Source organism: Leptolyngbya sp. FACHB-261, from assembly GCF_014696065.1.
Classification (GTDB): Bacteria; Cyanobacteriota; Cyanobacteriia; order FACHB-261; family FACHB-261; genus FACHB-261.
In genome coordinates this window covers 17,974-38,423 of record NZ_JACJPL010000004.1, presented here as the reverse complement: position 1 = coordinate 38,423, position 20,450 = coordinate 17,974, and the positions used below count along the sequence as shown (strand labels likewise).

Below are 20,450 nucleotides of genomic sequence, written 5' to 3'. Positions count from 1 at the left end.
TTCATTTCAGTGTCCCTCTTCTCAAAACGAACTAAAAGTTAGGATTGCCTAACACTCCTGTGAGTGATCAATCAGATTTTGATGAAGAAAAAGTCATGAGAACCCAAGCACCAAAGATTCTCAACCTTCTCACGGTGATTTAAAATTATCTGCCAGCGATGAGTCTAAATACTGACAACTGACAACCTAGACAAGCTATCTATTGAGCAAACTGCTTAGCGTCGCCACTAAAGTAACAGGTTCAGTCGGCTTGGCTAGGTGTCGTTGGAAACCTGCAGCTAAGGCCCGTTCCTGATCTTCTGGTTTTGCATAGGCAGTTAGAGCAATCGCAGGCAGTTGTTGTCCTTGCTCCCGGAGACGGCGCATCAGTTCGTAACCGTTCTCGCCCGGCATGCCGATATCACTCACTAGGGCATCGGGCTGAAAACTCAGGAGCACAGTGAGGGCTTCCGCCACTGAGGTTGCGGTTGCCACCTCAGCACCACAGGCTTCCAGCACTGTCGAGATCAGAGCGCGAGCGTCAGCTTCATCATCAACCACCAAAATCCGGAGTCCACTCAAGCTGGGAAGCTGCCCCTGAGCAGTTGGGCGTTCGCCAGGTTTCGCTCGAACTGCCAGCAGAGGCAGCTTGACGATAAAGGTCGCTCCACGGCCTACCCCGTCGCTTTGAGCTTGCACTGTCCCCCCTTGCAGTTCGATCAGTTGGCGCACAATTGCCAGCCCAAGCCCAAGCCCGCCGTGGGTTCGCGTGGTGCTGCCATCTGCCTGACGAAAACGCTCAAAGACGTGGGGCAGAAACTCAGGGTTAATGCCTTGCCCTGTATCACTGATGACCAGAGCTGCTTGAGAACTAATACGGGTTAAGGTCACGCGGACTTGCCCGCCTTCAGGCGTGAATTTGATCGCATTGGCAAGCAGATTCCAAGCCACTTGTTGCAGACGAGTGGCATCACCTAGTACGGGACCGACTGAGGCATCTAGGGCGGTTTCTATTCGGATCGCCTTGGCCTGGGACGCTGGCTGAACAACTGCCAAAGCTTCCGAAATTACTGGAATCAGTTCGACCGGGTTGACCTCTAACCGCAGATTGCCAGTAATAATCCGCGACACATCAAGTAAGTCATCGATCAACCGGTTCAAGGATTTGGTATTGCGCTCAATCGCTTCAACCGCCCGAGAGTAAGTTGCATCGTCTAAACGCCGCACACGGATGAGCTGCGCCCAACCCAGCATCGAATTGAGCGGGGTGCGTAGTTCATGGGAGAGCGTGGCCAGAAACTCGTCTTTGAGCTGGTTCGCTGTTTCAGCCTGCTGGTAAAGTCGCGCATTATCGATAGCAATAGCAGCTCGACGACCAAACTCCTCCGATAGCACCTGGTCCGCTGTGCCGAAGCGGCGCTGTGGCTGTGAGGAGATTAGAGACAGCACCCCCAACGTATCGGTTCGCGCAACTAGGGGCACAGCTAATAACGATTGGAGTGACAGGGCTTGCAGCAGCCTCAAATGCTCAGCATCTTGGGCAATAGCCGCTAAATACTCAACCGTCACCTCGGTCACAAGCTGAGACTGACCGGTATGTAGGACCTGGGTGACAGGACCCTGCCAGTTTGGGTGGGGGTAGCGCTGCAACAACTCCCGGAGCTCAGCCTCTGGCTGAGCCTGGGCATGGGCCAACTCCACTGGCATCAGCTGATCTTCGTTTCGAATGAGGTAAACCACACAGGCGTCCGCTAGGTAGGACGCTCCTAGACGGGCAATTTGAGTCAGGGTAGCGGTTGGGTCCAGCGAGCTGGCCAGCGCTTTGCTGGCTTCTGCCAGGAAGGTGGCGTTGCGCTGTTCCAGGCGTTCGCGCTCTAGAAGCTGGTCCCGCTCTGCTTGCAGGCGCGCATTTAAGCGGCGTGCGGCAGCTCTCTCCAGGGCCGAGCGGGCAGCCAGGGGCAGGCGCACAAATTGTTGCGGAGACTTGATTACATAGTCATCTAGGCCGGACTTCATACCTTCAACCGCGATCTCTTCGGTGCCGGTATTGGTGAACATCACGACTGGACAGGCAGGATAGCGGGCTTTGATGGCTTGTAGAATCTTGAGCCCGTCACTCCAGCCCAACTGATAGTCAGTAATGACGAGGTCAAAATCCTCAGCAGTTAGGGCTAGTTCAAAATTGTAGGCATCTGTGACCTGCACAATTTTGACATCGGCAAACTCACGACGGAGCTGACGAATGGCGAGGATGCGATCAGCCGGGTTGTCATCGATTAGGAGGAAGCGTGGTGGAGACAAGGTAGGTTTCGTAGCTCTTTACCCCCGTTGAATTCTAACCAGCCTGCAATCTCACCCATCTAGGACTGCCCCAATTTACTTTCCCAATTTGCTCCAATGCCCTGTCAATACCACTGGCAAGCCACGTATATAAGGCGCATTTGACCAGCGAGCGTATCAATAGTCCTTTGCTAACTGTCCTTAGCTAACAGAATGCTGGCTGCTTTTATGCTCATTTAAAATCTACCTGTTTGGGTAACTTCATTGAGAAGTACTCGCGAACAGTATTCTGCACAGATTCAAGGGAATCTTGTTCTGCGGATGGTTATTCATGCCAACAGAACCTCTGGCACGTTCCATCTGACTCAGCTCCCCCAGCTTGAACCCCATCAGCTGCGGGCATTACCTACCACTGCAATGACACAACCTATCGTTATTCCGTTGCCTCAGCATCCTGCTTCAGGTCTGCGTCCCGCTAGTCAATCTGCTGTAGAGCGGGCTTTAGCGACGCTCGACCTGACTGGGCTGGTTGCCTGCCTGCAACAACTGATCGCCATCCCCAGCACCACGGGCTCGAACGCCGAGAGTGTGGCGCAGCACTGGTTGGCTGAACGTTTCGCGGAAAGTGGCTTCGAGCCTGATCTCTGGCCCATTGATCTCGCAACGACGAAAGCAGCTCCTGACTTTCCAGGAAGCGAAGCACCGCGCAGCCAAGCTTGGGGGCTGGTAGGCAGTTGGGGGCATTCAGCCGGTCCCACTTTAGTGCTCAATGGGCATATTGATGTCGTGCCACCTGGGGACTTGAGGCAATGGACTGACGAGCAGCCTTACGGTGGGCGTGTTGCTGATGGAGCCGTTTATGGGCGCGGTGCCTGCGATATGAAAGGCGGGCTCGTGTGCAACCTATTTGCGCTCAAGGCCATCCAGGCTGCGGGTCTACAGCTTCAGGGGCGAGTGTTGCTGCAGAGCGTCGTTAGCGAAGAAGACGGGGGCTTAGGCACCTTTGCCACCCTGCGCCGAGGTTATCGGGGTGATGCTGCCATCATTACCGAACCGACCAGGCTGAATATCATTCCTGCTTGCGGCGGCGCTTTGACCTTCCGGCTGCGCTTGAGCGGTTGCTCAACCCACGCCAGTGTGCGTCGTGAAGGGGTTAGTGCCATTGAGAAGTTCTGGTTGGTTTGGCAAGCGCTGGAAGCGCTGGAAGTCCGCCGTAATGGGCCAGGCCACCCTCTGATGAAGGGGCTAGATTTGCCCTACCCTCTGAATGTTGGCACCCTGCAAGCGGGGAACTGGCCCAGCAGCGTACCCGACCAACTGGTTGCGGAAGGGCGGTTGGGCGTGGCCTTGGGAGAAGATCCTCAGACGGCACGCCAGGAACTGGAAGCGACACTAGCCGCTGTTTGTGCGCAAGATGCTTGGCTACGGGAACACCCAGTGCAGGTGGAGTGGTTCGGGGGTCAGTTTGCCAGTGGGCAAATTTCAGCGGAGCACTCACTGGTTCAGTTAGTTAGCCAGTGCCACCAAGACCTCCACGATAATCAACCCCAGATCCATGGTGCTCCCTACGGTAGCGATCTGCGTCTGATGGTTGGGCTGGGCAACATTCCAACCCTGCACTACGGCCCTGGGAACGTCAAGCATGCCCATGCCCCTGATGAACCACGTGTCCATTGAAGAGCTAGAGAAAGCAACCCAGACCTTAATCGCTACGATTCTGCAATTCTGCGGTTGCGAAGCCTAACAGATTCTATTTGAGCTTGATCAACAGTGGCTCCCGGTAGGGGCGAGATCCTCTCGCCCTTACAAACACCCCACACAGTTCAAGCAAGAATCCCCAAGAATTTTTAAAGAGGAGCCCTAGTAATTTGGCTGAAGTTCTCTGCAATATCAGAGACTTTGATCGTCAAATTTTGGAGATCAGGCGTAGCTTTCAGTTGGCTAAAAATTGGACCCGCCAAGTAAGCTTGAGCACTGGCCTCATCTTCCAATAAATAGATGCCACCTACTTCCAATGTGCCAGTATTTTAGGTTAGCGCCTAATTTGCTCAACTTCGCCATGCTTTTTCAGCAGAGCTGCAAGCTTGCGCCGCATGATAATGCCTGGTTTATCAGTCAGCATATGCTGTTCCTGATTAATGTCCAGGGGGACATCAAAATCAGTGGTCTCTAGAATTGCCTTGTCCTCCAGAGTGACCTTACGATCGAAAGCGATAATATCCTCGCCTTTTGTGTCTTGTTCTGTATCATTGCGGACGCAGAATTGGACGATTTGTGAAGTCGAGTCATTGATAGGAGTTGTTGTATTAACGATGATATGAACTAAACCGTTAGGATAGGCGATTCGCAGTTTGGCGGTGAAGGGCATAAACCAGGTCATATGCATTGTGCGCACGGTCTTGTCCTGTGCCATTTTCAAGTTCTGCTTTTGCAGTGAGGGATTCACTACGCCGAGAACAGAGCGAAAATGCAGTTCCCATTCCGTTTCACTGAATTCCATGGAATCAGGGACAGGGTGCTCTTCACTACCAAAGGTTTCAGTATGGACGAATGTGGGGTGAGCCGTGTCAAATTCGTTTTCCATGACTCGCAAGCCTGCACAGTGCCAAGGCTCATAGAATTCGTGAATCAAACGATATTGAGGGTCTGCCACTTCCGGAATTTCTGGGATGTCTTTTAATGGATCCGCTAAACAGACCCAGGCGTAGCCATAACGTTCAGCACAGTGATAGGCACTAACTTTGTAACTGGTAGAGATTGGGCTATTTTCAGCCTGAGGAACGTGAACACAAGCGCCGTTTGAATCGAACTTCCAGCCATGATAGGGACAGACAATATTGCCGTTGACCACCTTGCCTTTTGACAACTGGGCAGAACGGTGGCAACAGCGGTCTCTTACTGCCGCAGGCTTACCAGAGGCATCCAACCACAAAACAATTTTTTGGCCTAATAATTCAAAGGATTGAGGGCCGTTTAATAACTGGGCAATGGGAACAACGGGATACCAAAATCGTTGTAATACAAGCTGTTTTGTGACTAGCATAATCAGGAAGCCTAGAATTTGACCATCAGGTTAAGCGATTTGAGATCGGCGATTTTGTAGCAGAAGAACCAAAAACTAGAGGCTGGGATCTCACGGTTTTGGGCTAAGCAGGAGTTTGCCGTCCCGCACAACCACTCGGCCTTGCTTAAGCACCAGCTTCCGTGCCGGACGGGTGACGACTGCCTCAGCAATGCAACTGGCTTCGAGCACAACCAAATCAGCTCTAGCGCCAACCGTCAGGCCGTAATCGCTCCAGCCCAAAACCTGGGCAGCAGCAGTTGTAGGCAGTTCAAAGGCCACAGCTAACTCAGCATCGGTACGAAAGTCTGAGCGATAGGCAATAAGCATGGCCCGTTCGAGCATATCGGCGTCACCAAACGGCCACCAAGCATCGCGGATGTTATCGGAGCCCGCAAAGACGGTCACACCCGCTGACCGGAGCGCCAAGATTGGCGGAAACGCATGACTGCCAGGTGCGTTGGTCATAATCGCCACCCTAGATCTAGCAAGCAGCTCGGCAGTGCGAGCCATCACCGGCTCAGGCACCATACCCAGTGCGTAGGCGTGGCTGACTGCAACGCGGCCTTCTAACCCCAGCGACTGGGTGCGTTGCGCAATCTGCTCAAGCTGATAGATCCCCAGGTGATCAGGGTCGTGTAGATGGATGTCTATACCAACGCCATACCTTTCTGCTAAGGCAAAAATGGCATCTAGTTGTCCTGGAATATCGCCATCGATCCCTGCCGGATCTAGCCCACCGACTAAATCTGCCCCCTCTTTAATTGCAGCCTCCAAAAGGTCAAGCGTGCCTGGGCAAGACATCACGCCGCTTTGTGGAAAGGCAACAATTTGAATCGCAATCAGATCTCTGTAGCGCTCTCGCAGTTCTAGGACACTGTGCAGGTTGCGCAAGCCCAATTCGGGATCAATATCAACGTGGGTGCGTAGGGCAGTGGAGCCACATGAGAGCGCTAGTTCAATCAAGCGAGCAGCTCTTGCCTCTACGGGAACGCTTAAGCCAGCTAATACCTGTTTCTCTGCCGCAATTCGCTCTCGCACTGAGCCACCGGGTACATGCGGTAGCCAAGCGGCTCCTAGGAAGGTTTTGTCTAAGTGAATATGGCCGTCAATGAAGCCTGGACAGAGCAGGTTGCCCTCTAAGTCAATTACTTCTGTAGCCGGACCTATCTCCTCTGGCTGAGCGCCGATGGCAATGATTCGACCAGCTTTAACTGCTACTGAAGTAACAGAGCCATTGGGCAAGGTCGCTTGTTTGAGTAAAAGATCTAAGTCTTGCATTCGCTTAGGTCTATTAAGTTTTGTCGCCCTAAGTCTGTATATCAAGATACAGTCATCAATTCGGTTTTATCCAGTGAAAACTATTAATAAAAAGTGAATGTAACAGTCAAAAAACATAGAGAGGCTGGTAGACTCTTTGGCATTGCTGAAGCAATTCAGTAGAACTCAAACTGGCAAAAGCACTTGTAGATTTATTTTTTTGACTGTGAATTTTTTTAGATCCTTAAGGTTTTATTGAGCCAGCCAAACGCAAGTCCAAGCGGATGTTGACCAATCACGGGCGTTATTCTTATTCAGCGATTGTCAATCGACCAGACTATTGCTGGCCGGAGGGCAAACGTTTAGCCGTCTATATTGCTCTTAATCTAGAACATTTCGCTTTTGGTGAGGGTTTGGGAGCCGAACTTGCCCCAGGTGGTCCGCAACCAGACATTCTCAACTATGCCTGGCGCGACTATGGCAATCGGGTGGGGGTGTGGCGGCTCTTGGAACTGTTCGAGCAATTGCAGCTGCCGGTGTCTTTATTGGTCAACTCCTCTATTTATGACTATTGCCCAGAAGTTGTAACTGCTTTCCGCCAGCGAGGCGACGAAATTGTCGCTCATGGCCGTACAAATTCGGAGCGTCAGAGCCTGCTCAGTGAAGCAGAAGAAGCAGCGTTAATTGCTGAAGTTACCCAAACTTTGAAGCAGCATGAGGGACAGGCGCCGATGGGCTGGTTGGGTCCCTGGATCTCACAGAGTTGGCAAACACCAGATTTACTCAAACAGGCTGGCTATCGCTACTTACTCGACTGGTGTTGCGATGATCAACCCATTTGGTTCAAGACAGAGTCTGGCCCAATTTTGGCAGTTCCCTATCCTCAAGAAGTCAATGATATTCCTGCAATTATGGCGCGGCGGATGGGGGCTGCTGAATTTGCTGATCTGATTATCGACAATTTTGATGAAATGCGTGAGCAAGCCAAGCATCAGCCTTTAGTATTTGGTATTGCCTTACATCCCTACATTGTGGGTCAGCCTTTTCGGCTCCGGCATTTGCGTCGCGCCCTGCAACATATCGTGGCTTATACCTCTGAGATTTGGCTCACGCAAGCGGGTCAAATCGCAGCTCATATTGAGGCTTTACCAAGGGGTACCGTTCCTTAGGTTGTTGCTTTAGTTTGTTTCTTTTAAGAGTAAAGGTCTATTCAAAAGCTAGTACTTCCAGCTCCAAACAGGTTCAATTCGAGTAGAAATTCCTCATGACAGACGTATTGATTACTGGTGGGCGCATTGTTACTGCTGTTGATGATTATGTTGCTGATATCCTGGTGCGGAACGGCAAAATTGAAACAATTGGCCGACAGCTTACAGCTCCCTCAGCACAGCAACATGATGCTAGTGGATTGCTGATCTTTCCTGGCGGCGTTGATGTCCATACCCACATGGAATTCTCTCTTGGCCCCTCAGAAACCTGCGATACCTATGAGACAGGAACCCGTTCCGCAGCCTTTGGCGGTACAACCACCATTATTGATTTTGTGCTGCAACGTCAGGGGCAGAGTCCCAAACAAGCTTTAGATGACCGACTAGCTCTAGCGGAACCTCAAGTTTGTGTGGATTATGGTTTCCACTTAATTCTGACTGACGCCAGCATTGATAAGTTAAAAGAACTGCCCGATTTAATCAATCAAGATGGTATTTCCAGCTTCAAGATGTTCATGGCTTATCCTGGCATTTTGATGATGGATGATGCTGCTATTTTCAGAACCATGCGGACTGTCGGAACCCACGGCGGTATGGTCAATCTGCACGCCGAAAACGGGGGTGTGATTGAAGTTTTGATTGAAGAAGCTTTAGCTCAGGGCAATACCTCACCCAAGTATCATGCGCTCACCCGTCCCAGCATTATGGAAGGTGAGGCAACCCATCGAGCCATTCGTCTGGCTGAACTGGCTGAAATTCCGGTCTACATGGTTCATCTATCGGCCAAGGAAGCTTTGGAGGCAGTGGTTGAAGCCCGTGATCGTGGCATTTCTGCTTTCGCAGAAACTTGCCCTCACTACCTATTTCTGACTGAGGAAGAATATGAGCGCCCTGGATTTGAGGCAGCCAAGTATGTGATGACGCCGCCCCTGCGGGACCACCATTGCCAACAGGTGCTATGGCGAGGATTAAAGTTTGACGATCTCCAAGTAGTTTCTACCGACCACTGTCCTTTTTGCTTCAATGAAAATCCTTACGGTCTGCACCGTTCCAAGCAGATGGGACACGATGATTTTTCTAAAATTCCCAATGGGGCTCCTGGGGTTGAGCTGCGCCTTCCTCTCCTCTTCGACGGGGGTGTACGCTCTGGCAAAATCTCACTCAATCGATTTGTCCAACTCACTTCAACCGCACCCGCCAAGTTGTTTGGTCTGTTCCCTAGCAAAGGCACGATTGCCGTTGGCAGTGACGCCGATCTTGTGCTGTTTGATCCGGAGCAACAACACGTTTTGAGTGCAGCGTCTCACCACGCCAATGTGGACTATAGCTTGTTTGAAGGGCGCTTGGTGACGGGTAAAGTTCAGAAAGTTTTTCTGCGAGGCAATCTAGTGGTTGATGGGGAGAACTGGCTGGGACAAAAAGGCTTGGGACGTTACCAAAAGCGCTCAGCTTCAGGCGTCTTCTAGAGAAGATTAGGGCAGAAATATCTCATTGTTCCTGAGCAATCCCAGTGTCTTGATCAGTATCTTGAAAAGTTTGCATTTCCTGTGCAACTCGTTCTTTACTGGCAAGTAAATGCTCTTTGATTGCCTGAGCCGCAGTATGGGGATCCCGCCGAGCCACTGCTTCGTAAACGCGATGATGCTCGGTCCGGATTTCCAATACATTCCGATTATGTTGAATCGTTTGAATTCTGAATAGGATCATCTTGTCAAATACCTGATCGAGAGAAGATCTCAGCCACAAGTTGCCAGAGCTCTCCGCCAACAGGCGATGGAATCTGTAGTCTAGCTCAAGCAGTTGAAAGTTGTTGAGGTGGGAGGGTTTGCTTTTGACTAGTTTCTCCGCTTGGATGACCATGCCCTTGAGTTCTTGTAACTGGCCGTCCGCTGCATTTCGGCAGGCTTCTACAACTGACAACTGCTCCAAAGCAATCCGGCAATCGTACAACTGCATCGCATCTGTGACCGAAAATCTAGCGACCCGGAGTATGTTTTGAGCATCCAATGTTGCTAGATCCTCGTGTTGTAACTGCCGGAGCGCTTCCCGAATTGGTGTTCTGCTGACCTGCAACTTGTCGGCAAGATGAGTTTCTACTAATCGCTGTCCTGGAGCTAATTCACCAGATAGGATAGCCGCGCGTAGTGCCTGATAAGCCTGTTCCTGTAATGATTGATTCCGCTGGAGTGAGCGAGGAGACAGGGGCAAAACATTACTCCTTACCGTCTTGAGTGAAGGATCAAACCGTTGAATATTCCAATCCTAAAAGTGTATAGACAGCTACACTAATTGGTTCTGCTATGGCTGTATACAGTATACATTCTGTGATTGCTAAGGGTTGCTCGGGCTGATATTTGTACCCATCTCTTTAATCCACTACTGTCTATAGCCCTATCAGCCCTATTGAACAATTTTAATTTGGCCTCATACACCCAATGTCATGATTTTGGTGTAATCGACTTCAGCTTTGTCCGGCAATCTGTGCGAACTTAAGCGGAACTCAGTTTCTTGTCCACATTTACGTAACCCTAGAGTAACGAGCTATGACGGCTGGAACCAGAAACTCCTTCACGGATACAACTATTCAGCAAGCCCTTGCTGAGGCTGCTGAAGGCGTTTCACTCAGGTCAGTCACCAAAAAATATGGCTCGGTGACAGCCATAGAAGACATGACCTTAGATATTGTGGCTGGCTCTTACTGCTGTCTGCTCGGTCCTAGTGGTTGTGGTAAAACTACAGCACTTCGCCTGATTGCTGGTCATGAAGAAGCAAGCAATGGCGATATTTTTATCGGCACTCGTCGGGTAAATGACCTACCGCCTGCCAAACGGAACACAGCCATGATGTTCCAAAGCTACGCCTTGTTTCCCCATAAAACTGTTTGGGAGAACGTAAAGTTTGGTCTTAAGATGCGCAAGATGCTGGAAAGCGAGCGGCGAACCCGAGTGGGGGAGATGTTGGAAATGGTTGGGCTGAGCCATCTCGCTGAGCGCAAACCTCATATGCTGAGCGGTGGGCAGCAGCAGCGCATCGCATTGGCCAGGGCATTAGTAACCCGTCCTCAAGTCTTGATGCTCGATGAGCCCCTAAGTGCCTTGGATGAAAATCTGCGGGTGCGCATGCGGGGGGAGTTACGCAGAATTCAGAAGCAATTTGGTATGACGTTTATCCAGGTGACTCACCACGTCGAAGAAGCTTTCTCTTTATCCGACCAAGTTGTGGTGATGAACCATGGTCATATTGACCAAATTGCTTCACCTACCGAGATTTTCGACAATCCAGCTTCGCAGTTTGTAGCCAGATTTATGGGGGACAACAACATCTTCAGCGGCAAGGTGATGAATTGTGCGCCCGACACGCATGGCCATTTAATTCAGCTAGAAGTCGAGGGAATTGGCTCTCTATTTTGTCGAGGCCAAGCGACTCCCTTGGGCAAAACAGCTGCTTGTTCAGTTCGTCCTGACCTAGTACGGTTAGAGCCTCACTTAGCGAACGCCTCGCCTCAGTCTAGCCCTGGACCCAATCATGTCTCAGCTCGGATTACTGCGGTTGAACTAACGGGTTATGTGACACGAGTTTCCCTTATGGCGGAAGCAACAGGGCAAGAACTGCTCTACAAAGTGCGTACCCATGATTGGAATACAAGCTCTTTCCAAGAAGGCCAATTAGTAACTATGCGCTGGTCGGCAGATGACTGCGTTTTTCTGCCTTATTGAGCCTCAGATTTCCTCCTCACATATCTTTGTTTTCGCCAACCTTGTGACTTCATTTCAAGATGGAGTGCTGAAATTATGCCTAGAATTAGCCGACGCCAACTGTTAAGAACTGGACTGGCTGCTGGAGCAATGCTGACCGCCACGCAGTGTTCTCCTAAAACTGCTGAAGCGCCTCTAGGGACGCCGAACAACCCGTCCACTGGGCCCCAAATTAATACCAACCAAATCAAGGATGTGACGCTGCGCTTCATCGGGACTGGCGTCTCTCAAATCAACGAAATTCGGGATAAAGCTCAAGCCGATCTCGGTTTCAAACTGGATATGCGAGCCCTCAGCACCGAGGAAAATAACCAGATCGCGATCACTCAGCCGGGCCAATACGACGTTTTTGATGGGGAATACTTCAGCCTGCCCTTGGTGGTTCCCTCGGGAAACCTTCAGCCCGTCGACGTCAGTAAGATCAAAGACTTTGACAAGATTGTCAGCATCTTCACCACCGGCAAGTTTGAAGGGGCAAAAGTTGAGGCATCTCAAGGCACCGCTCCTTATCGAGTGATGTACCTCAAGGATAAGGACGCCAAAGAGTTCGCTACTGAGCCAACCGATTGGGCAACTCTGATCCCATTTCAATACAATGCGGATACCCTAGGTTACCGCCCCGATCTGGTGGGCAAAAAGATTGAAAGCTGGGCTGAGTTGTTTGACCCAGCCTTCAAGGGTAAAACTTCGCTTCTGGATATTCCCTCGATCGGCATTATGGATGCAGCGATGGTTGCCGAGGCATCAGGACTGTTGACTTTTGGGGACAAAGGCAACATGACCCGCGAGGAAATCGATAAGATTACAGCGCTTTTGATTGAACAGAAAAAAGCCGGTCAGTTCCGCGCCTTTTGGAAAACCTTTGATGAATCGGTCAACCTGATGTCATCGGGTGAAGTGGTGTTGCAGTCCATGTGGTCGCCTGCTGTAACTGCGGTTAAGGCTAAAGGAATCAAGTGCGTTTACGCGCCCCTCAAGGAAGGCTATCGCGCCTGGGGGGGTGGCATTGGCCTGTCTAAAAACCTCAGTGGCATTCAACTAGACGCAGCTTACGAGTATATGAACTGGCTGCTAGATGGTTGGGTCGGAGCCTTTCTAGGACGGCAGGGCTACTACAGCGCCATTCCAGACAACGCCAAGAAGTTTATGAAACCAGCCGAGTGGGATTTCTGGTATGAAGGAAAGCCTGCTGCCGAAGACATGGTTGATCCCTTCGGCAAGACTTTGGAAAAGAAAGGGGCTCTACGTGATGGCGGTTCCTTCAAAGAACGGATGGGCAACGTTGTCGTTTGGAACTCCACGATGAAGGAGCAGGTTTATCTGGTTCAGAAGTGGAATGAATTCATCGCTGCCTGATCGTGTACCTGCTCGTGTTTGAGGCGCTGTTTGAATAGGTAATAGGCGATGGGTAACGGGCAGATATTTTCGACCCGTTACCCGTTGTCACTTTAATGAAAGGTCAAATGCATAAAGCTTGGAAAACTGTCCAACCCTATCTACTAGCTACACCACAAACCCTGATTTTTCTTCTGTTTCTGGTGTTTCCAATCGCCATGATTGTTATTGTCAGCTTCTGGCAATTCAATGGCTATGCAATGGTACCCGCCTTTACGCTGGATAATTACGTCAGCATCTTTACCTCCAAGGTATCGGTGGCAACCTATGTAAACACCTTTAAATACGTTTTTCTGGTCTGGTTTTTCTCGCTAGCTCTTGCTTTCCCCGTCGCCTATTTTCTAGCGTTCCATATTCATAATCAGCGTTTGCAAATCATTCTATTTTTGGTCTGTACCGTGCCCTTTTGGACATCCAATATCATTCGCATGATCTCTTGGATTCCAGTTTTGGGTAAGGAAGGGTTAGTTAATCAACTGCTGATGGGGTTGCAGCTAACCCAGCAACCTGTTGAGTTCTTTCTGTACTCTGATTTCGCGGTTGTGCTGGGGATGGTGCATCTCTACACCTTCTTCATGATTGCGCCGATCTTTAACAGTTTGATGCGGATCGACCGGCGATTGATTACAGCAGCAGTCGATATGGGAGCTTCCGGTTTTCAGACCTTGAAAGAAGTTATCTTGCCGTTGTCAGCGCCTGGTATTGCGATTGGCTCAATTTTTATTGTGACTCTAGTGATGGGAGAGTTTGTGACCGTGCGACTGATGGGCGGTGGCCAATCGGCTTCAGTTGGCAAACTGATTAGCACCCAGATCGGCAGCTTGCAATATCCTCTGGCGGCAGCCAATGCGGTGATTTTGCTAGCAGTGACCCTGATTTTGGTGATGGCAATTTTGCGAGTCGTTGATATCCGCCAGGAGTTGTAGCGATGGGCCTGCGCAAACGACCCCTTTCCTTTTATTTTCTCGCAGTCTTTTTTGGGCTCTTTGTCTTGTTTCTCTATGGCCCGATGATCGGCATCTTCATGCTGTCACTCCAGGGGCCGGATGGTGGACTGACCTTTCCGCTTAGGGGCTTTAGCTTTTACTGGCTAGGACAGGTGTTTCAGGAGCAGCGGGTGGGCAACTTTGTCGAGGCCTTTCAGCGCTCACTGCTCTTGGGTTTGGCAGTCACCGTTCTGTCAGTCATTGTCAGTGTGCTAGCAGGGCTAGCATTTCGTAGTCGCTTTAGAGGTTCTAGTTTTGTTTTCTACCTGACAATCTCTAGCTTGATTGTGCCGAGTGTGCTGATCTCATTGGGGATTGGCATTGCCTTCCAAGTTTCGGGCGTTCAAACCGACTGGTTTTCGTCAGGTTTGGGAGCCCATTTGACCTGGACAGTTCCCTTTGCCTTCTTGATTATGATTGGCGTTTTTAATCGCTTTAATCCGTCCTACGAAGAAGCAGCACGGGATTTGGGAGCTAGCGACGTTACAACTTTTGGGGAAGTGGTTTTACCCTTAATTGCGCCCAGTTTGGTCGGCATCGCGCTGCTGGGTTTTACACTTTCCTACGATGAATTTACGCGAACCTCCCTGGTTTCAGGTCAGGACAATACTCTACCCTTAGAAATCTTTGGCATGACCACCAATGTCACTTCTCCAGCCCTTTATGCGCTCGGAACCTTGACGACGGTGTTCTCATTTAGTTTGATTGCCATTGCCTTTGCTGCCTTCCAATTCTTTGCTCGCCGTCAGGAAAGTTAGAAATTTCACTATGACTGCCAGCTTAGCGCCCAAGATCAACAGTGAGCGTCTGAACCAGAGCATTGCGGATTTGGCAGAGATTGGTCGTTTGCCCAATGGCGGGATCCGACGCATTTCCTATAGTTCGGAAGACCTACAGGCCAGACAACGGGTGCGGGACTGGATGGTTGAGGCTGGCATGACGGTCCGCAGCGATGCTGCCGGTAATATGATCGGCACCTACGCTGGCCGACAAGCGGGGCTTGGGGCGCTGGCGACCGGCTCTCACATTGACACAGTTGCTGTGGGGGGGCGCTACGACGGCGTGCTGGGGGTGCTGGCAGGAATTGAGGTGATTCGGGTGCTGCAAGACCATGCCATCCGTCTGCTACATCCGATCGAGGTCATTGTGTTTACCGACGAAGAGTACAGCATGATTGGCTGCAAAGCTATGGCTGGTACTGCGGTGAACGATCCAGAACGCTATCGGCACAGAGATGGTACGCCGATTCAAACCTGCTTGGCACGATTAGACGGAGATTGGTCGAAGCTAGCCACGGCGCAACGTGATCGCTCCGAGATTGCCGCCTACGTTGAGTTGCATGTGGAACAAGGTGGCCTGTTAGATGGCGCAGGCAAACAGATTGGCGTCGTTGAAGGCATTGTCGGCCAGTACCGCTATGCCGTGACCCTCATTGGCCGCCCCAACCACGCTGGCACAACTCCAATGAACCTGCGTAAAGATGCGCTAGTGGCAGCTGCTCAGGTGGTATTAGCTGTTAATGCTTTGGCAACCCAGACAGTTGGCGAACAGGTGGCAACTGTGGGAGCGCTCAATGTCTCGCCCAATGCGGTCAATATTGTGCCCGGTCAAGTTGATCTGAAAATAGACATTCGCGCCCTGTCACAAGCTCATCTCGATCAGTTGGTCGACACCCTAAAGCAACAGTTGGCTGAGATTGCTACTGCCACTGGCACAGAAATTACCATAACCCCAATCTTGCAGGCTGCTCCGACCTTGGCGGAGCCTAAAATTCAGGCGGCAATTGTTCAAGCTTGCCAACAATTGGGGCTCACTTATGCCCATCTGCCCAGTGGAGCGGGACATGATGCTCAAGAGATTGGACACTTCACTGATATGGGCATGATTTTTGTGCCCAGCCTCGCAGGCATCAGCCATGCCGAAGATGAGTACACTTCCCCAGAGCAATGTAGCCAGGGTGCTAGTGTTTTGCTGCAAACTCTGTTGCTACTGGATGCTCTGTATTGAATGTCTCTATGTTGAATTCTGATGTTCAATACTGGGATATTGAATACTGGGAAGTGAGTCTCTCTAGAACTTGAACTGCCCATTGATGTCTGGTCCCCTGCCTGCTGTTCCCTCATTGCCTGCTCTTGGAAGTTCTCTCTACAGCCCAGGGCTGCATTTTCGCTATCGGGTAATTGGGCCAGTCTGCCGTCTATTTGACCGGGAAGAGCTGCCCTGGCCCTGTTGTTCGCTTAGTTGGCGGGGGAAACAGCCCTCTTGGCGCCGCGTAGGGAGGCGCTTGGTTCTAGACCAAGCGACTTACAAGCACCCAAGCTACTCTGTTCTGCTGGACGACAAACCTCTGGTCGTGACTTTCTTCTCAGTGCAACTGAGTGCTGACGAATGCCAGTGGTGGTACAGCAAAAAACCGTAATCAATATAAATCCTCCTCAAGTCTATTTATGAGCAGCTGATCTCTGACCTGTGGGTAGGTGAATGTTGCTCTTTCCTGTTGGAATCTAGAGGAAAAATAAAACAAATCAAAAAACTGGAAATTAACCATGATTAAGCAGCTTTATGAGACTTGTGATGACCACATGCGGGCAGTGCTAGAGCAATGTCTGATCACACGAGTCCCTCCTCTGGAGGATGCGCCAGGTCTGGTTATTAATAGCCCTTCCCCTCGAGTCTCAGAGAAGGTCATGGGCTACGCTGTAGAGCTGTCTTTAATTCTGGAGGCTTACTCAGGCTCAACCGATGTTGCTGTGGTCGATGAAGAGGGCTTACACCGATTTAACAGTACCGAGGTCTATGTCTGGTGGCGTGCAAATCCACAGTAATCTTTATCATTAGTTATGCAGCATCGCCAGAAGTCCAGCCGGTTTTGGGCCAAGTCAATTAGGCCGTTCATTCAGCTACTTCATTGGAGGACTTAGCTCCGGCCTCAAACAAACTTGGCCTTAAACTCGGATGAGTTTCAGTGGCAACCTTCATGAAACGGCAAGTTCTGGCGGTAGGGTTTTGTCTGGTCAGCTTTCTGGTAACGCTCATTCTCACCATTGGAGTGTCAGCTCAGAGTCCTAAACCAAGTTCAGGAATCTCCAAGATTTTTGTCTTTGGCGACAGCCTTTCCGACATTGGTAATTCTTTTCAGGGATCTAATGGGACTTCTCCCCCTAGCCCGCCCTATTTCCAGGGCCGTTTCTCCAACGGTCCAATCTGGGCTGAGTATTTAGCCTCTGATTTGAATTTAAAGCTTCAGCTAGGCCAGGACTTCGCGTTTGGCGGTGCGACGATAACCGAGGTCAACACAGGTATTCCCAGCTTGAGAATGCAAATCAAGCGCTTTACCCAAGCGAATTCGAAGGCGGATGCCAATGCCCTCTACGCCATTTGGGCAGGCGCTAATGATTATCTGCGCGGGGCTGATAGTTCTGGTCAGGCCCTTGCAGATTTATCACTGGCTCTGAATGAGTTGACAGCCGCTGGAGCGCGTAAGATCATCGTCGCTAACCTGCCGGATCTGGGCAAGCTACCTAGCACAGTCAATACCTCTCGTTCTGAAAGCCTAAGTTCCTTGGTTCAAGCTCACAACCTGGGTCTGGTTCGCACGCTTGAAACTTTGCGGCAGCGCCCAGGTTCAAGTTACCAAGTTCTACTTTTGGATGCGAATACTTTATTTAAGCAAGCGGTTGCTAACCCCAACCAATTTGGTTTTAGCGATGTGAGGTATCCCTGCTTAATAGAACAAGCTGTTTGCAACCATCCAGAGCAGTTTTTATTCTGGGATGGCATTCATCCAACGACAGCGGCTCACCGACACCTAGCTCGCTTGGCTTCTACCTTATTGAAACCGGAAGACCCGAGGGAGGTGCAGGCGGCTGAAACTGAAACTAGTACTAGTCGATTTGACCCGGCTTGGGCTGTGTTAGCCCTTGGTGTGTTAGGTGGGAGCATCATCTTATATGGTCGTGGGCAAGGCGCGCGAGCAGCCCAATCTAAGAACCGCCGTAAGTAACTGGCCGTAGGTAACTGGCTGAGCAAGGCACAAATCGCAAGCTCTCTCTGGCGAGCGATGTTGTGGTGATTGGCTCTTTTTACGGTCAAAGGCAGGGCAAGTCAGTCTGGAGACCGCCGGATGCAAGCTTACGACGTTGTGCTTACTGGGGCAGGCCATAATGCTCTGGTCTGTGCTGCCTATCCTCTAAAAGTAGGCTACAGTGTACTGCTTTTAGAAAAAAACTCAATTCCAAGAGGCGGCTGCACTACAAAAGAACTGTTGCCTGAGGACGCCCCTGGTTTTCTATTTAATCCCTGCGCCATTGACCATATTTTTATTCATCAAGGCCCAATTGCTGAAGAACTAGAATTAAATCGCTACGGCCTGGAATATTTGTTTTGCGACCCGGTCGTCTTTTATCTCAATCCTCACCCTGGCAGCTCCATTTCCGGTATGCCTGGGCGCAATTGCGCTCGCACTTTTCTGCACAAGCAACACCCGATTGCGCAGACTCTGGCCGATGCTGGCGACTCGCTCAAGTCAACAGCCAAATCAGTTTTCCACTCGTAGTTGGTTTCAGGGTAAGCATCGCCCTGGTTCTTTATGCTCCTTCGCCTAGACGAGCTAGCCCAGTTTTTGGATCGGTTCCTAGCCGTTCATCCCTTCGATAGCGACCAGAGGGGCATCTATCGCCCTTCTAGTCGCCCCATTAGACGGCTGGGTCTGTCTCTGGAGCCTTGGAGCCAGTTGTCGACCTGGGTGAACCGTGAGCGGTTGGACGCCCTATTTTTGCATCGCCCTTGGGATCTCCAGCTAGAACACCTGCCCCCAGACCTGGGAATCGTTGCCTACCACCTGGCCTTCGATGAGCGCCTCACCCTAACCTTTAACCCTCGTCTAGGCCAGATCTTGGGTATGGCTAGCCTAGAGGTGCTGGGCGAGAAAGCTGGACGACCGATTGGCATGCTCGGCGAGGTTGAGCTCCAGAGCATTGACCAGTGCTGCCAGCAACTCAGGGCGATCTTTGGCAACGTAGAAGAAGTTTTGCTAGGAACTCAGCCCAGTGTCTACCGGATCGCCATAGTAGGAGCGATGACCGACAGCCTGGTACGTCAGGCTGCGGAGCGTGGCGCTAATCTCTACATCACGGGTCAATTCCGAAAGGTTGCCAGACAAGCCCTGTTGGAAACCGGGCTGAGCCTTGTGGTTGTTGGCCACCGCCGTAGCGAAGAATGGGGACTGCGCGCCTTGGCAGGAGTGGTACGAGAGCGCTGGGCTGGGCTGGAAGTACTACTGCCGCCTCAGGAAAGTGCTGTGCTCGGTGGAGGTGCGGACTTGCTGCCGAGCCTAGAATGATTCCAATGACAAGAACGACCGCGTTCTGGATATCCTTCAGATTCAAGCCGAGTGAGCATAGACCCTACTGAACATCTCAGCTCAACCGAGTCTCCACCCAGACCGCCGGGCATGGCAGTCGCAGCTGTTGCCCTAGGCCTGATGTTGGCAGGCCTAGCTTTTGACAATGCCTGGATTGGGATTTCCAGTGGCTCTGTGGCGCTGCTATTGGCCTCGCGTTCGTTGCTCCCTCCACTCAAGAATCTGTGGAAGTCTCCTACGATTAGCCCTAACCAAGAGCGGTTGCTGGCTGTGGCTGTGCTACTGCTTGCCGTTTTGGGACTGGGAACTTTTACCGGCCTTAACGCACGCTTTGGGGCCTGGGTGGATACTGTGAACTGGGACGCCTTCGGGGCGCTCGGGCAAATTCTGATCGCCATTCTCACCCTCTGGGTGGCCTGGCGCCAGTATGTGATTTCTAAAGAACTGACCAGCCAGCAGAACAAGATTACTCAGCAGCAAACTATCGACTCTTACTTTCAAGGCATTTCCGAGTTGGTGCTCGATGACGAAGGCCAGCTCGAAGATTGGCCGCAGGAACGGGCCATCGCCGAGGGTCGCACCTCTGCTATTCTCAGCAGCGTCGACGCCGATGGCAAAGCCCGCATCCTGCGCTTTCTGTCGCAATCCAAGCTGCTCACCCCCCTACGCCGCGATGCGCTTTTGGGCCGAGCCATGCTCGACGGCTCTGGTGGCTACCAGGAAGACCGCGCCTATGGTGTACGCGTGGTCGATCTGGGTGTCATGCTGGCCGGTGCAGATTTAACCGGGGTCGATCTGCGCTGGACCGATTTGAGCGAAGCCAATTTGATTGGTGCCAACTTGTTCCGCTGCGATCTGGTCCGGACGCAGTTTTATCGCACGATCCTGATCAACGCCAACTTCCAGGGCGCCGATCTGTATCGTGCTGTTTTCTTCTTTGGCAAAGCGGATCAGGCCACGCCGCGAGAGCGGGAACTACCTCCCGACTACGACACTGGCATCAGTACGGGAGCCATTGTCGAAAACGCGGACTTCAGCAATGCTCGACGCCTCTCCGAGGAGCAGCGTTACTACTTATGCGCCTGGGGTGGACCGCAGACTCGTGCTACTATACCGGGCGGCTGCGAGGGGATCCCCGACAAACTGGAACGCTGACCACACAAC

19 protein-coding genes are annotated in these 20,450 nt (G+C 51.4%); 14 read left to right on the top strand and 5 right to left on the bottom strand.

Going from position 1 to position 20,450, the window contains the following annotated elements; translation table 11 throughout:
- Positions 1-195: 195 nt before the first annotated feature.
- A complete protein-coding gene (locus H6F94_RS02995; RefSeq protein ID WP_190800763.1) occupies positions 196-2,280 on the bottom strand; it encodes a response regulator in 2,085 nt (694 codons plus the stop codon).
- Between the two features lie 396 nt (positions 2,281-2,676).
- On the opposite strand from H6F94_RS02995, the gene H6F94_RS02990 reads away from it, so the two are divergent.
- On the top strand, positions 2,677-3,936 hold the full coding sequence (locus H6F94_RS02990) for an ArgE/DapE family deacylase (protein WP_199320166.1): 1,260 nt from the start codon (positions 2,677-2,679) through the stop codon (positions 3,934-3,936).
- A gap of 170 nt (positions 3,937-4,106) precedes the next feature.
- On the opposite strand, the gene H6F94_RS33415 is transcribed toward H6F94_RS02990, so the two are convergent.
- The 3 genes from H6F94_RS33415 to H6F94_RS02975 form a co-directional block, all read right to left on the bottom strand.
- Positions 4,107-4,274: a YdhR family protein gene (locus H6F94_RS33415; RefSeq protein ID WP_190800762.1), complete on the bottom strand. Its 168-nt coding sequence runs from the start codon at positions 4,272-4,274 to the stop codon at positions 4,107-4,109.
- 17 nt (positions 4,275-4,291) lie between these two features.
- Positions 4,292-5,302, bottom strand: a complete 1,011-nt coding sequence (locus H6F94_RS02980) for an aromatic ring-hydroxylating dioxygenase subunit alpha (RefSeq protein WP_190800761.1) — start codon at positions 5,300-5,302, stop codon at positions 4,292-4,294.
- Between the two features lie 90 nt (positions 5,303-5,392).
- Positions 5,393-6,601 (bottom strand): amidohydrolase family protein, encoded by a 1,209-nt coding sequence (locus H6F94_RS02975; RefSeq protein WP_190800760.1) that lies wholly within the window; start codon positions 6,599-6,601, stop codon positions 5,393-5,395.
- Positions 6,602-6,864: 263 nt separating this feature from the next.
- Between H6F94_RS02975 and H6F94_RS02970 the strand changes: the two genes are divergently transcribed.
- A complete protein-coding gene (locus tag H6F94_RS02970; protein ID WP_190800759.1) occupies positions 6,865-7,749 on the top strand; it encodes a polysaccharide deacetylase family protein in 885 nt (294 codons plus the stop codon).
- A gap of 95 nt (positions 7,750-7,844) precedes the next feature.
- Positions 7,845-9,254, top strand: coding sequence for a dihydropyrimidinase (gene hydA, locus H6F94_RS02965; protein WP_190800758.1), 1,410 nt, complete (start codon positions 7,845-7,847; stop codon positions 9,252-9,254).
- Positions 9,255-9,276: 22 nt separating this feature from the next.
- Here the strand turns inward: hydA and H6F94_RS02960 are convergent, their stop codons facing one another.
- Complete coding sequence (locus tag H6F94_RS02960; RefSeq protein ID WP_190800757.1) at positions 9,277-9,996, bottom strand: GntR family transcriptional regulator; 720 nt, start codon at positions 9,994-9,996, stop codon at positions 9,277-9,279.
- 335 nt (positions 9,997-10,331) lie between these two features.
- Here H6F94_RS02960 and H6F94_RS02955 point away from each other — a divergent pair, with 335 nt between their 5' ends.
- The 11 genes from H6F94_RS02955 to H6F94_RS02905 all read left to right on the top strand — a co-directional run bounded on the left by H6F94_RS02955 (position 10,332) and on the right by H6F94_RS02905 (position 20,441).
- A complete protein-coding gene (locus H6F94_RS02955) occupies positions 10,332-11,504 on the top strand; it encodes an ABC transporter ATP-binding protein (RefSeq protein ID WP_190800756.1) in 1,173 nt (390 codons plus the stop codon).
- Between the two features lie 75 nt (positions 11,505-11,579).
- The gene (locus H6F94_RS02950) at positions 11,580-12,899 is read left to right on the top strand and encodes an ABC transporter substrate-binding protein (protein ID WP_190800755.1); all 1,320 of its coding nucleotides are present in this window, start codon (positions 11,580-11,582) and stop codon (positions 12,897-12,899) included.
- Between the two features lie 107 nt (positions 12,900-13,006).
- Positions 13,007-13,864 (top strand): ABC transporter permease, encoded by an 858-nt coding sequence (locus tag H6F94_RS02945; RefSeq protein ID WP_190800754.1) that lies wholly within the window; start codon positions 13,007-13,009, stop codon positions 13,862-13,864.
- A gap of 2 nt (positions 13,865-13,866) precedes the next feature.
- On the top strand, positions 13,867-14,682 hold the full coding sequence (locus H6F94_RS02940) for an ABC transporter permease (protein ID WP_190800753.1): 816 nt from the start codon (positions 13,867-13,869) through the stop codon (positions 14,680-14,682).
- A 10-nt stretch (positions 14,683-14,692) separates the two neighbouring features.
- Positions 14,693-15,931, top strand: coding sequence for a Zn-dependent hydrolase (locus H6F94_RS02935; protein ID WP_190800752.1), 1,239 nt, complete (start codon positions 14,693-14,695; stop codon positions 15,929-15,931).
- Between the two features lie 85 nt (positions 15,932-16,016).
- Positions 16,017-16,343, top strand: a complete 327-nt coding sequence (locus tag H6F94_RS02930; protein ID WP_190800751.1) for a DUF8632 family protein — start codon at positions 16,017-16,019, stop codon at positions 16,341-16,343.
- A gap of 127 nt (positions 16,344-16,470) precedes the next feature.
- Positions 16,471-16,749, top strand: coding sequence for a hypothetical protein (locus H6F94_RS02925; protein WP_190800750.1), 279 nt, complete (start codon positions 16,471-16,473; stop codon positions 16,747-16,749).
- Between the two features lie 152 nt (positions 16,750-16,901).
- Complete coding sequence (locus H6F94_RS02920; RefSeq protein ID WP_190800749.1) at positions 16,902-17,927, top strand: SGNH/GDSL hydrolase family protein; 1,026 nt, start codon at positions 16,902-16,904, stop codon at positions 17,925-17,927.
- A gap of 120 nt (positions 17,928-18,047) precedes the next feature.
- Positions 18,048-18,479 carry an NAD(P)-binding protein gene (locus H6F94_RS02915; protein ID WP_190800748.1) on the top strand — a complete coding sequence of 144 codons (432 nt, stop codon included), beginning with the start codon at positions 18,048-18,050 and terminating at the stop codon, positions 18,477-18,479.
- A gap of 33 nt (positions 18,480-18,512) precedes the next feature.
- Positions 18,513-19,265, top strand: a complete 753-nt coding sequence (locus tag H6F94_RS02910) for a Nif3-like dinuclear metal center hexameric protein (protein WP_190800747.1) — start codon at positions 18,513-18,515, stop codon at positions 19,263-19,265.
- 111 nt (positions 19,266-19,376) lie between these two features.
- Positions 19,377-20,441, top strand: coding sequence for a pentapeptide repeat-containing protein (locus H6F94_RS02905; protein ID WP_190800746.1), 1,065 nt, complete (start codon positions 19,377-19,379; stop codon positions 20,439-20,441).
- Positions 20,442-20,450: the final 9 nt, after the last annotated feature.

Bases quoted from the DNA above. Each gene is read 5' to 3' on its own strand.
- H6F94_RS02940 (WP_190800753.1), top strand. From the start codon at position 13,867: ATGGGCCTGCGCAAACGACCCCTTTCCTTTTATTTTCTCGCAGTCTTT.
- H6F94_RS02970 (WP_190800759.1), top strand. From the start codon at position 6,865: ATGTTGACCAATCACGGGCGTTATTCTTATTCAGCGATTGTCAATCGA.
- H6F94_RS02905 (WP_190800746.1), top strand. From the start codon at position 19,377: ATGGCAGTCGCAGCTGTTGCCCTAGGCCTGATGTTGGCAGGCCTAGCT.
- hydA (WP_190800758.1), top strand. From the start codon at position 7,845: ATGACAGACGTATTGATTACTGGTGGGCGCATTGTTACTGCTGTTGAT.
- H6F94_RS02920 (WP_190800749.1), top strand. From the start codon at position 16,902: ATGAAACGGCAAGTTCTGGCGGTAGGGTTTTGTCTGGTCAGCTTTCTG.
- H6F94_RS02980 (WP_190800761.1), bottom strand. From the start codon at position 5,302: ATGCTAGTCACAAAACAGCTTGTATTACAACGATTTTGGTATCCCGTT.
- H6F94_RS02955 (WP_190800756.1), top strand. From the start codon at position 10,332: ATGACGGCTGGAACCAGAAACTCCTTCACGGATACAACTATTCAGCAA.
- H6F94_RS02930 (WP_190800751.1), top strand. From the start codon at position 16,017: ATGTCTGGTCCCCTGCCTGCTGTTCCCTCATTGCCTGCTCTTGGAAGT.
- H6F94_RS02990 (WP_199320166.1), top strand. From the start codon at position 2,677: ATGACACAACCTATCGTTATTCCGTTGCCTCAGCATCCTGCTTCAGGT.
- H6F94_RS02945 (WP_190800754.1), top strand. From the start codon at position 13,007: ATGCATAAAGCTTGGAAAACTGTCCAACCCTATCTACTAGCTACACCA.
- H6F94_RS02975 (WP_190800760.1), bottom strand. From the start codon at position 6,601: ATGCAAGACTTAGATCTTTTACTCAAACAAGCGACCTTGCCCAATGGC.
- H6F94_RS02910 (WP_190800747.1), top strand. From the start codon at position 18,513: ATGCTCCTTCGCCTAGACGAGCTAGCCCAGTTTTTGGATCGGTTCCTA.
- H6F94_RS02950 (WP_190800755.1), top strand. From the start codon at position 11,580: ATGCCTAGAATTAGCCGACGCCAACTGTTAAGAACTGGACTGGCTGCT.
- H6F94_RS02935 (WP_190800752.1), top strand. From the start codon at position 14,693: ATGACTGCCAGCTTAGCGCCCAAGATCAACAGTGAGCGTCTGAACCAG.
- H6F94_RS02925 (WP_190800750.1), top strand. From the start codon at position 16,471: ATGATTAAGCAGCTTTATGAGACTTGTGATGACCACATGCGGGCAGTG.
- H6F94_RS02915 (WP_190800748.1), top strand. From the start codon at position 18,048: ATGCAAGCTTACGACGTTGTGCTTACTGGGGCAGGCCATAATGCTCTG.